The following is an 11,946-nucleotide window of genomic DNA, read 5'->3' as shown; positions in this document are numbered from 1 at the left end:
TCAGACAAGGTCGGGGGAAATTACTTGGTTGTCAATGTTGTTTACTGGCTGACCCAAGTGGTCAACCTCGCTGGCATCAAGGCAAATTGGTCTGTGGTCATGTGCTCAAGAAGCTCAGTGAGAAGCAAGCTCAACAGTATGAGTGTGAAATGGGCTTCCGTCTGGTCAATATGGATTGACTTTTCTAGTAAGCGATCGCGTAGCGTGACATGCAGGTCAATCCCATTTCAGGTCGCTCAGGGGTAGAGTGTTGTGCTGCGCTATGCTGAATAGTAGTTAGTTTACCCTTTATCTGAACATCTTCAAGGAGAAAGCACCATGACTTGGCGCGGGTCAACAGATGTTAAAGACCGGATTTTTGCAGCCCTTGCATATCTACTCCCTCTAATTGTAGTTTTGCCCTTTGGTCAATTTTTGCTAAGACAGTTTCCCATTCTGGGCATTATTTACCTGCCACTACAACCGTTAATTTCAATTTACTACCGTTTGCCGTTGGCGGGGTTAATTATTTTCTTTGTTTTGTTCTTAGCCGTAGTCAGAAACCCACAAATCAGCCATTTTGTTCGCTTTAACACCATGCAAGCGATTCTTTTAGACATTCTTTTAGTTTTGGGTTTTCTATTGTTGCCAATTTTAGTCCAAGCACTAGGGGTTAACTTGCTAACAGAAACCTTATATAATATAGTATTTTTAGGAATCCTTGCCGCCTGCGGCTACTCCATGATTCAATCATTGATGGGTCGTTACGCAGAAATACCAAGCCTTAGTCAAGCCGTTTACAGCCAAGTTCCCTAGTCTTGCCTAGTCTTGGCCTGTGAAGGGCGTGAGCTCACCGTATTTTCCAACTGACCAATTCCCTCAATTTCCACCCGGACGCGATCGCCAATTTCCATTGGTCCTACCCCTTTGGGTGTACCCGTAAGGATCACATCTCCTGGTACTAAGGTCATCACCTGGGAAATGTAAGATACCAAAACATCTGGCGGAAATACCATTTGACTAATTAAAGCTGATTGAACTGGCTCAGGGTTGTCATTCAGAAATGTCTGCAATTTTGCCCCAGCACTCAACTCCCGGACTATCCAGGGTCCAAGGGGACAAAAGCTATTAAATCCCTTAGCCCTGGTCCATTGGGCATCCCGCTTTTGTAAATCCCGAGCCGTTACGTCATTAGCGATCGTATAACCCCAAATTTTGGATTGAGCTTCGTCTGGTGTGCAGTCTAAGCAATAGTCACCGATTACCAGTGCTAACTCTCCCTCATAGTCTACTCGCTGAGACTGAGGCGGATACTGGATGGCTTGAGAGTCAGGAATTATAGTGGTAGGGGGTTTAAGAAACAGTAAAGGTTCCTCAGGAACTGATGTTCCCAATTCCGCTGCGTGTTCAGTATAGTTTTTCCCTACAGCCACGATTTTAGTTGGTGCACACGGAGCCAGCAATTGATAGCTTTCTGGTTCCAACTCTAAATCTATGGGTTGTCCTTGTAACCAAGGTGGTGCATCCAGCACCTGAATAGTGCGGGTCACCTGTAACAAGCCGTAGTAGGTCTGTCCTTTAGAAGATTTAACTCGGACGTAGCGCTGTGTCATAACAATAGATGTTCCTTGATAATATTACCAAAATTCTCTACTTTACCTAAATTAGTCCTGAGTTGGCAGTACGTCAGTACTGAGTACCGATAACAGATTGTCCTTAACAGTACAATAGATAACAAGCTGCATTCATACATAGCATCTTCTAGTAGTGTCTGGTGGTGTATAGTGTTATTCCCCTTTGACGAATGTACTTTCTTTGAGCACCACTTAATTGAAATTTAATTGAAATTGGTTGCACAAGGGGTTAAAATGGTGAAGGGGTAATGCTTGTCAAGTATTCATATCAAAGTATTGAGATAAAAGTATTCAGATAAGTGTAACAACCCCACACACTTACCGATCCGGTAACTGTCCGCTTGAGTAGCGGTAGATCAATTCCTTGCTTCTTTAACTATCCAGTAGCAAGCAACTCAATTACCCAACCTTTAACCATACCTTCGGTGAGGGTCAAGGAAAGCTGATTGTTAGTGCTGATTGTTAGTGCTGATTGTTAGTGCTGTCCATCGGATAAAAAGAAGCCAACTTGTCCATAAGGAGATTAATACCAGTGCAAAACACTTACGAAATGATGTATATCCTGCGTCCTGATTTGGGCGAGGAACAAGTAGATCAAGCTATCGGCAAATACCGAGACCTGTTGCAGGAACTCGGTGGAGAGCAAATCGAGATTCAGCATCGTGGCAAGCGTCGTTTAGCCTATCCCATTGATAGGTACCGGGAAGGGATTTATATCCAAATGAACTATAATGGACCAGGTACCCATGTGGCCAAGATTGAGCGAGCAATGCGTCTAAGTCAAGATGTGATTCGCTACCTGACCATTAGACTCGAATCATCTCCAGCTCCTAAACCAGAACCAGCAGAAGTTGAAGCTTGAACTCTCGGTATTCTAGGGGGTAATAGGTAATGGGTAACAGGTAATAGGTAATGGGTAGTTGACGATTACCTATTTCCTGTAGACTCTTTGCTGGCTACAAAACACTAACGATTAAAGACTAAGGACTAAGGAGTATCGATAAATTCAGTTCTTGGAAAGGTTCGGAATCTGGCTTAATCTCAATTTGATTCGGTTGAGCCGATTCACCATTAATCAGTAAATTATACTTACCCTGCTGCAACCCTTCTAAATAAAAGACCCCAGCACCGTTGGTAATCGAAAAAATCGATTTTCCTGAATCAACTGGTACTGCTTCTACCTTCGCCCCCTCCACCGCTTCTCCCGCAGCATCAGTGACTACACCTGCAAACGTGTAGGATAGTACCATTGGCACAGTAACTGGAGTATAGCTACCGGGCACCACCTCCACTGCATAAGCTGATTCCTCAGGTTTCCAGTCGATGGGATATCCGGCAGGGTCAAGGTCGAGGCGATAGGTGTCAGGGTCGAGTTTGACAAAAATCCCATTGTTGCGAATGTCTGGTCGAAAAGAGGTTATAGATTTATTATTCAGCAGTAAAAGTAAATCCGGCTCTTCGAGGTAAATCTCTTCCCCTGTATCTCGTTTACCATTGCCATTGTTGTCAAAGAAAGGCTGAATTAACAATCCCCCTCGGCTGCGTAAGCGGTCAAAGCGGGTGTCGGCAGCGCTAATCCCTGATTGGACATTGATATTGGGAGAAAGTTCAATCCTGAAGGTGCTGCCATCAGAGGTAGTAGATATTTCTTGATAACGTAACCGCAATACTAATCCGGGAATCACCGCACTGGAAGCTGAGGCAATCAATCCATTACCGCGAGAACCAAAGCCATAGGCGAAATCCAAGTCCCAGAGATATCGACCATCACTAAACTGTTGTTGAGAACGATAGCGCCAAGCTAAGCGAGCCAGGTGATCATCACGGTTATTGGAATCCCGGGTTTCGTAACCCAGTAGCAGGGAATGTCCTTTAGAGGCACTGCTATCGGACAAATAATAGATCAGTTCTGAATTGGTAGTGATTTCATTGCCTCGATGGGAGAGTATCAGACTTCCCAGGTTAGACCTCAAACTCCAGCGCAAGTTATTATTGGTGTCGATGTCAGCACTGGCAGAGAGTGAGAAATCTTGGCTAGTGTGGGAAATGCTCATACCAGCAGCTAAGGCTTCCTCCCGAGTGTTTCCACTGGCTCTCAAGGTTAAACCACGAAAGACTTGCCAGTTGACCCGAAACCGCTGGGCTAGACTATCACTGTTGAAGTTAAAGCTCAGCTTAGGAGAGGGTTGGAAGTTAATACTGGCATCATAGTCTATCTCCTCATCCTCTGTACCCAAAAGAGCCGACACTTTTACCTTTAAGGGAAAGCCAGCAGGTTGATAGAATAGTTCCCCTAACCCCAACACTGACTCGTCGTAAACCACCCCCATCCCCAAGGTCAGGTCTTCTGTGACTCCTAAGCGATAGGCAATTCCCCCCCGCACGTCTATAAACTCACCGAAGAAATTCCCATTCTGGCTCGATTCTCGACTCAAGCCAGTGGAAACAACTAAAGCAGAGGCTCCCTTGGTCAATTGACCCGGTAGAGTAGAGAATTTGGCCTCTCGAATTTCCGGTTCCGCAGTAAGCTGTCCATCTGGGTATAGAAAGACGCGATAAGTATTGCTACCGCCTCGTCCAGTTATGACATTTTCAAAGCGGTAAACCCCAGAGGAGTCCACTAGGATTTCATCCACCACTACATCATTAAAACCTTGGGTCAGCTGGACTAATGTACCCGGTTCAGCTTCCCCAGTAACCCTGCGTCTAATGTCATTGGCTTGCAACCGTTGGCTAGGATTAAATCCACCTCTTGATGAGGGTGGGGTAAATCCCCAGCGCTGGATAGTGGTCGCACCCCAATATTGACCTGTTCCTTGACTTCGCCAAAAGGTGGGCTGGGAACCTAGGACAAAATCCGCTGCATCGGTTTGGCGAAAATACTGGGCTTCCTGTAACCGAAACGTCCCGGTATCGGTTAAATCCGGTTGGCGAGTCCTCAAAAACCAGCTACCTCCTAATAAGGTGCCGACGGTGGTAAATTCTCCACTATAGTTAGTGGAATTAGACACGGAACTGCTACCACCCCCTCTGCCACTAATATTTACCCGTTGTCTGATCGCGGATATGCTAAAGGCAGGGGCATCAATCTCAGATAATCCTTCCAGTACGACTGGGATTTCTGGAGTTCGCCGACCTTTGGGCCGCATATTCAACCAGGGGGGATTAAACCTAATCGCGTATTCAATCATGTCAAACTCCGTCGGAACTCCTAGAAGAGTTTGGATGGTTTTGACGGGAATGACTAATCCTAATTCTGGGTCCGTTGGTAATTCTTCTGGATTGATGCGGGTGACTAAACCAGGCGATCGCACTTCTAATTGACCATCTTCTAAGGGTTTGACATCTAATTTCAAGCCCTTAATCACATCATCTAAGGGAATCAGCCACTTTTCAAAATTAATTGCCTGGGAACCATCTTCAAATCCCCGCACTAAGGTACTAGGAATCACATTCTGTTTTCCCAGATTTACCCCCACAGGAAGAATAATCAATTGATCACTATCGTTTCGCCTTGGGCTAGAGGTAGTGGCGGCGACTTCCGGTTTTGGTATTTCAGGTGCTAGTGTTTGGGCAACAACGGAAGTTATGGTAATCAAAGAAGACAAGAGAGTTGTTACACCTAGATAAGCTAGTGAAATAATTTTCATCCAACACCTATGAGCTGACTAAATGCTGACTAAATTTTTTAAGGGAAACTACATACAGACTTTCCAATTTGGTCAGATCTAACAGTAACTAAGGGGTTTGATACATCTGGTTTATTGCAGTAGCACTCCTATTCCATTATTACCCGTATTTTTCTCCACCTTAATTAACTTCACTGAATTTTTAAATTCGGTATCTTTACGGATGTATCCAGTTATGAAATTAGGAAACAATATAATTACAAAAAAATGACAAACAAACAGTTTATTTCCACCAGATAAAGGACATGAGAAACCAATTCGGTAAATCCTTATTTATTTCCGCCTTGACTGCTTTAGGTGTTGCTGCTGGTGCTACCAGTGCCTTTGCTCAGGTACCTCCTGGTCCTCCTGCTTCTGCTACTATAGAGCAGGAGTTTGAATTTGAGGGCACAGTAGAGGGAACCTGTTCTTTTATAGATGTTCAACCTGGTACTCTAATAAACCCTGCTCCCGAAGTATTAGCTGTTCTTAACCCAGGTGATGCTGCTACAGGTTTGATGGTTTGTAATACCCCATCAACTGTCTCTCTTGGAGACTTGATGGCGATGAATCCTCTATCTGAAGAACTTTTAGACACCGCCGAGACCTACAACTATGGAGTTTATTTTGTTGAGATTGATGGTCCAAAAACTGGCTATATCGAGCGTAATATGGGAGAACATGCAGCATAACCACTAAATTTACCTCCTAGCAAATTCGAGGTTGAAGCTGACATGTTGCTCGAGGGACTTTTACCCCTTAAAGGCGGTGATTACGCCTTTAAGTTTACGGTGACAGCTACAGCTAACTAAACTCAACTATTGGCTGGAAGCCATCCACCTATCCCCCTAGGTAATTGATGTTACTGCAATTAACCTCTATATTTTTAGTTGTCTCCGTGGGAATCGGCTTGAGCAGATTTTTACTACGGAGACTTTACCAACAAACCGTTGATTTATAATAATCTAACATCAGCTAATTATTCTGTCAATATCTATAGCAATTAATGGGTTGAGGGACATTTTTTGAGGGAGCAGGGAGCAGGGAGCAGGGAGCAGGGAGTAGGGAATAGGGAGTAGGGAGTAGGTAAAAAATATTGTTTACCTCATTACTTATGATAACTGCTATATAAGCATTCAGCTACATGGGAGCATTCAGCTACTAATAACTAGTAATTAATAAAAAGTAATAATTAGATAAATTTTCTCTATTTTTGGTAATCATCTGGATGGTAACAGGGGAATAATACGGATATAAAACCGTAACGTTATCCCAGACAATTACCATGTCCAAACAACTGATTAAATCCCTAGTCATTATTACGATAACTGCCTTGGGAATAGCCGCTAGAGGGTATCTATAAAAAAAAGATTAAAGAAAGAAGCTGGTGAGACTTGAAGATGAGAAGTGATTAGAAGAGCGAGTGAGTGAAGTGAATGAATCGCAAAGCTTATCCAACAGACCTTAGGGACAAGCAGTGGGTTCTAATTGAACCCCTGCTGCCTGCAGCTAAATCGGTAACAGGGCGAGGTCGCAAACGAACAGTAATCAGAGGAGAAATAGTCAACGCTATTCTGTATTGGAGCCGGAGTGGCTGTGCATGGGAACTACTTCCTCACGACTTCCCTCCACCCAAAACAGTTTATAGTTCAGGACTTACTTGCGTAAGTCCTGTCTCCATGACGTACATAGACAGTGACACCAACGCGAGGTACAATGCCCATACTTACACCACCACGGTTATTCTGGGAATGTTCCAGATTTTCTGTGAAAATCACTGCCCGATATTCCCCTTTCTCCATACTAGGAGGAAAGCGGTAAATCATTCGGATGCGGCGAGTTACTCCTGGTTCTACTACCAATTCACGAGGGGAGAATTGTAGATAAGGGGTTAAATCATTAGAGCTAGATTCCAATGCCTCAAACCCATTTTCATCGTAGGTGAAAGGTGTGGCATAGACACGGGCTCGAAATGCTTTATTACTGCGATTGGTGACGTTGATGATACCTCTGGCTTGACCTCGTTCTGCTTCTTCTTCAATAACTAAGGGAGAAACTTGAACCTGAGCTTTAGCTAATCCGGGAAATAGCACCAGTGCAGATAAGGCGCAGCTACCTAAATAGGTTATTAAATGTTGATTGAGTTTAATCATTTCTAGGGAATAGGGAATCGGGAATCGGAACCCACCCCTAACCCCTCCCAGGAGGGGAACGGGAATCGGGAAGTTAGAATTTAGAATTTAGAATTTAGAATTTAGAATTTAGAATTGGGAATCGGGAATCGGGAATCGGGAATTGGGAATCGGAAATCGGGAATCGGGAATCGGAAATAGTAAATAGCTAAAAATATGTGTAACTAATTAATATAAAACTAAGGATTTAGCTTATGGGCTATGTCCCAGCGTCGAAGCCTGTGCCACGACGATACTTGAGGTGCCGCCAACGGCTGACGGCTGACGGCTGACGGCTGATTGCTGTTCGCGTAGCGTGCGCGTAGCGCATATGCTTACGATAATTTAGTAAACAGCGATATACTTTAATCTATTGTTGACTAATTTTATGGTAATAGGTATGGTAAAAATTAATGATTTTTATATAGTATGTTTTTTAAACAATCGTTATAAATACGGATATAGCAATGCTAAGTCATTTGTAAGTAGTCACACAATAACAATTACCTGTTTTACAAAATAAAAACTATGATTTTGTAAGCATTACCGAGAATGGGAAGAGGTAATTTATTTTGTAATGATAATTAAACAATACTTCCCTTAAAATCGTCCTGAGTGCTAACTACTGATAAATTAAGCGATGATCACAGAATATTCAAGTTCAATCCTGACTTAGGCAACAAAAGCAGGAAAAGGTTGATATGTAATCCCTTTGCTCTGACACCTATGCCAGCATGATAGTAACGGACATTGCCTCAAATCAAGAAATTTCCAGTTGGAATCGGCAAACCTATCAACGTTTGAAACTCGCTTTGAGTATTGGTCTGCGCCGCCAGCTTTTTTTGGCAGTGTGTGATGACCTGAATCTGCGCAACCAGCTAGCAGATCAATTATACCGGGAGTTAGGCTTATGTGCAGCAAACGGGTCAAGGAACCACCAAGGTTACCCAAAGTTGGTCAGCTTGAATTTAAATCTGAGCGAGCCTAATCCCCTAGCTCAGATTAATCAATGGTTAACCGACCATCAGGAATCTTATACTTCTGAAAGTATACCGGGATTTCAGATTCTGGGTATAGAAAACTTAACACGGCAACCCGCAGCACTGCAACGATTGTTTCTTAGGCATTTACAGGCAATTGGGCATAATCTCAGCTACTGGGAACTGACTTTCTTGCTCTGGTTGCCACGACCTTGGTTTTATTCCATTCAGCAGTCCGTACCAGAATTTTGGCAACAGCACACTGGTTTCTTTGAGTTTGAAGGAGAACCAACACCCCTATCCCAAGGGGTGGCTGATACACCACAAGCTTCCTACACATTACCCCCTTCAACAACAGTAATCGATCCTGGTCAGGAAGATGTGGAGACACTACCAGGGCAAGAGGAGGTGTTGACAGTTGAAAGTTTTAATGTTGAAACACCACAAGATAACTTTCAACCAAACAACGTGCCACCTACAACTGAAACTGAAACACCACAAGATAACTTTCAACTAAACAACCTGCCACCGGCAACTGAAACTGAAACTGAAACTGAAACACCACAAGATAACTGCGAACTAAACCACCTGCCACCTGGAACTCAAAAACCATCTACAGGCCAAACCTATCTTGAATTGGGCAATCATTATCGCTACCTGATTGAACAGGGAGATGCCTCTGAGGAAAACTTAGTGATCGCAATCCAGGCTTATGAGCAGGCGCTGCAATGGTCAAAATTCAAACCTATAGAAGAATCCGCTATCCTCAATGATGTGGGAAATTTCTACTGGATGCTATCTCGTTGTCCGAACAATGACAACCTGATGGTCTCTTATTTAGAGCAAGGGATTAAATGCTATCAAATAGCACTAACTGACTTTTTAGCGGAACAATCTCCGGAAATTTTTAGCATGATACAGAATAATTTGGGAACAGCTTATGGAGAGTTAGGCCACTACCAAGACTTAGCTAAAAATCTGGAAAATTCTATTCGCGCCTATGAAGAAGCTTTGCGCTATAGCGGTGCTGATCATGACATGGTTAAATATGCTTCAACCCAGAACAACTTAGGAACGGCTTACTGGAATCTAGCGCAACATCAATCACCAGTGCCTAATTTAAAGAAAGCGATCGCAGCCTACCAAGAAGCCATCTGTGATCATGACACCACAGCCAATCCTCAAAATTGGGCAATGATTCAAAATAACTTGGGTACGGCTTACTGGAGTCTTGCCCAGCACGAACAACCAACAGTCTGGTTGAAGCTAGGGATATTTGCTTATAAAGATGCTCTCAAATACCGGAAACCAGAGGTTGACCCAGCTGGCTATGCTGCAACCCAGAATAACCTGGGTACCGCCTACTGGCACTTAGCCGACCAGTTAAAGGAGGAATATGGGGCACAAGCAGAATACTTTAAGCAATGTATAAGGGCTTATGAAAATGCTCTTGCGATCGCAGGACATCAACCACACCCGTCTGACCAAGTCCTTAACCAGAATAGATCGCCTATACCAGTTAACTTTGATATTATAGCTACCTACAACAACTTGGGGCTAGTGCATTTCCAGCTAGCCACACAGCCACAATTTTCCTTAACCAAAGGGTCTAAGTTAACTCATTTAGAAGCTGCCCTACACCAACATGTGCAAGCTTGTATGGGTACAGTTGATCAACCCGAAACCTACCAAATTTCTCTGAACTACCTGATCCACACTATTCGGGCATTCTCTCGGGAAAATGGTCCTGCGGGACAAAGCCTTGCCCTTTCCAAAGTTCCCGGTCAGCTATTACCAGAAATTTTGCCTCGCCTATGAGCTTAAGAATTTATAGCAATTCTCAGCAACCTTTGAGCGACATTGCTTATGCTTTTAATGCAAAAGTAACCCACCCCTAACCCCTCCCAGTAGGGGAAATATAAAAGGGAATAAGAAAGATGATTTTAAGGGAATCACCGTCAAAAAAGACTGTACCTCATAAGTGCGATTAACGCTATAAATTACCAATTAGTAATTACCAATTACCAAATTTATCATAACTCTAAAAAGGGAGTTCACCATTTTCATCATATTCTAACTCTTGCGGCCTATTCTGAATCTTGATATAAAACGGTCTTGGATCAGGTTGATTTTCGGCTACTGATGATTGGGGTTGCTCTTGGTCAAAGCTACCCTGAGTATCATTGACAAACGACTCTACTGATGGCTCTTTGGCCATGACTTCATTATTACTCATATCATCATTTAAATCAATAATTTCTCCGCCAAAACAATCTTTAATTTTCCCTAAAGCTTGCTCTATTTGATCAGCATCCCAGTCTAAGTCAGAGAAATCATACGGTGGCCTGGATAATGCTGGCCTGGATAATACTGGGCTGGATAATACAGTGTCCACTGCTTCAGATGTTTCAGAATTGCTAGGAGGGGCAAGGTTTTGTGGCTGGGATGGTTGGGGGGAGGGGTTTACTGCTGGCTTTGAAGAGTCACTGGTGCTAGGTGGCACAACTAGTTTGGCCTCCGTTGAATCCCCCTTTGAATCCCCCTTGCTGCTTGAAGATTCCTGTGGTGCTTCTGGGGTAGTAGTTGGTGGAGGTAATTTCGGAGTTGGTACTGCTGGTAGGGTCACTCTTGATTGAGGAGCGGTCTGGGACGGGTTTGCTCCTACTAGTTGAAAATTAACTTTCACATGACCTGGATGGACTTTGGCAAATGCCTTTTGAATTTGGGGCAACATTCCTTGTATGAGCTTTTGTACACCCTTCTTTTTGATGCCAATAGATGCCTCTCGGCCATTGAAAGCTAATAAACAGCCGTTGCTACGCAGTATTTCTCTAGAGCCATCCAGTTCAATATTATGAATGACCTGTTGCCAAACCTGCTCGATTTCGTATGGCTGGTTGCTAAGGTCGCTGTCTCGATTAACACTAGCGCTATGGTAAACTTCCTGATTCGGTGTTGAGGTTGTCACTAAATCAGGGGTTTTGGGTATGCCATTAGTAGAGGTGTCCGGGTGTGGTTGAGACCCTAACCTTTCTGAAGGCTTAGGCTCCTCAGTTTCCTGAGTCTTTGGCTTCTGAGCTGGTTTACTTGGATGCTCTGGTTTAGGAGTAGTCTGATCTGGGGAAGAGGTTGGTTGATTGTACCGCTCTTTTCTGAGCTGATGTCTCCCAACTGGTGCTAGGTTAGGCTGGTGCCTAGGTTTAACCGAAGGTGCTGAGGGTTTGACTGATGGATTTTTAGGGAATAACTGTGAGGTTTCTACGGATTGAGAGGCAAGAGCCGCTGGCAATAAACCCATTAGGGTTACTTCTAACCAGAGACGGGGCTGGGTAGTGTTTTTGATCTGAACTTCACTGTCTTTTAGATGCTGTTGACCACGTAAAATACTCTCCACATCAAGCTGTTTAGCTAACTCACACAGCTTCTGCCAGGTTGGAAGGGTGATGGCTGATAAATTATTACGAGCAGGAGCAGTTTTAGCAATCAACAAATCTCGCTAGCTTCTACCGAGATT

At 43.8% G+C, this 11,946-nt stretch carries 8 protein-coding genes and 1 pseudogene; 5 read left to right on the top strand and 4 right to left on the bottom strand.

Annotated features, from left to right (window positions below; all coding sequences use genetic code 11):
• Positions 1 to 318: 318 nt before the first annotated feature.
• Complete coding sequence (locus F6J94_RS21065; protein ID WP_293043892.1) at positions 319 to 795, top strand: Tic20 family protein; 477 nt, start codon at positions 319 to 321, stop codon at positions 793 to 795.
• Here the strand turns inward: F6J94_RS21065 and F6J94_RS21060 are convergent.
• Positions 792 to 1,592 carry a fumarylacetoacetate hydrolase family protein gene (locus F6J94_RS21060; RefSeq protein WP_293043891.1) on the bottom strand — a complete coding sequence of 267 codons (801 nt, stop codon included), beginning with the start codon at positions 1,590 to 1,592 and terminating at the stop codon, positions 792 to 794. The two genes, F6J94_RS21065 and F6J94_RS21060, sit on opposite strands and share 4 nt — an antisense overlap.
• 574 nt (positions 1,593 to 2,166) lie before the next feature.
• On the opposite strand from F6J94_RS21060, the gene rpsF reads away from it, so the two are divergent.
• Positions 2,167 to 2,475 (top strand): 30S ribosomal protein S6, encoded by a 309-nt coding sequence (gene rpsF, locus F6J94_RS21055; protein WP_293021674.1) that lies wholly within the window; start codon positions 2,167 to 2,169, stop codon positions 2,473 to 2,475.
• 118 nt (positions 2,476 to 2,593) lie between these two features.
• Here rpsF and F6J94_RS21050 read toward each other — a convergent pair whose 3' ends face one another.
• Positions 2,594 to 5,263 carry a carboxypeptidase-like regulatory domain-containing protein gene (locus tag F6J94_RS21050; protein ID WP_293043890.1) on the bottom strand — a complete coding sequence of 890 codons (2,670 nt, stop codon included), beginning with the start codon at positions 5,261 to 5,263 and terminating at the stop codon, positions 2,594 to 2,596.
• Between the two features lie 284 nt (positions 5,264 to 5,547).
• Between F6J94_RS21050 and F6J94_RS21045 the strand changes: the two genes are divergently transcribed.
• Together F6J94_RS21045 and F6J94_RS34375 are read left to right on the top strand one after the other, a co-directional pair.
• On the top strand, positions 5,548 to 5,973 hold the full coding sequence (locus F6J94_RS21045; RefSeq protein WP_293043889.1) for a hypothetical protein: 426 nt from the start codon (positions 5,548 to 5,550) through the stop codon (positions 5,971 to 5,973).
• Between the two features lie 744 nt (positions 5,974 to 6,717).
• Positions 6,718 to 6,918: pseudogene (locus F6J94_RS34375) on the top strand (transposase); the annotation flags it as partial.
• Between the two features lie 12 nt (positions 6,919 to 6,930).
• Here the strand turns inward: F6J94_RS34375 and F6J94_RS21040 are convergent.
• Positions 6,931 to 7,434: a hypothetical protein gene (locus tag F6J94_RS21040; RefSeq protein WP_293021629.1), complete on the bottom strand. Its 504-nt coding sequence runs from the start codon at positions 7,432 to 7,434 to the stop codon at positions 6,931 to 6,933.
• A 752-nt stretch (positions 7,435 to 8,186) separates the two neighbouring features.
• Between F6J94_RS21040 and F6J94_RS21035 the strand changes: the two genes are divergently transcribed.
• Entirely contained in the window at positions 8,187 to 10,250 is a 2,064-nt protein-coding gene (locus F6J94_RS21035) for a tetratricopeptide repeat protein (RefSeq protein WP_293021631.1), read from the top strand.
• A gap of 223 nt (positions 10,251 to 10,473) precedes the next feature.
• Here the strand turns inward: F6J94_RS21035 and F6J94_RS21030 are convergent, their stop codons facing one another.
• A complete protein-coding gene (locus F6J94_RS21030; RefSeq protein WP_293043888.1) occupies positions 10,474 to 11,922 on the bottom strand; it encodes a hypothetical protein in 1,449 nt (482 codons plus the stop codon).
• Positions 11,923 to 11,946 lie beyond the last annotated feature (24 nt).

It is taken from the genome of Moorena sp. SIO1F2 (assembly GCF_010672755.1).
Taxonomy (GTDB): Bacteria; Cyanobacteriota; Cyanobacteriia; order Cyanobacteriales; family Coleofasciculaceae; genus Moorena.
This window is presented reverse-complemented; position numbering and strand designations above follow the sequence as displayed.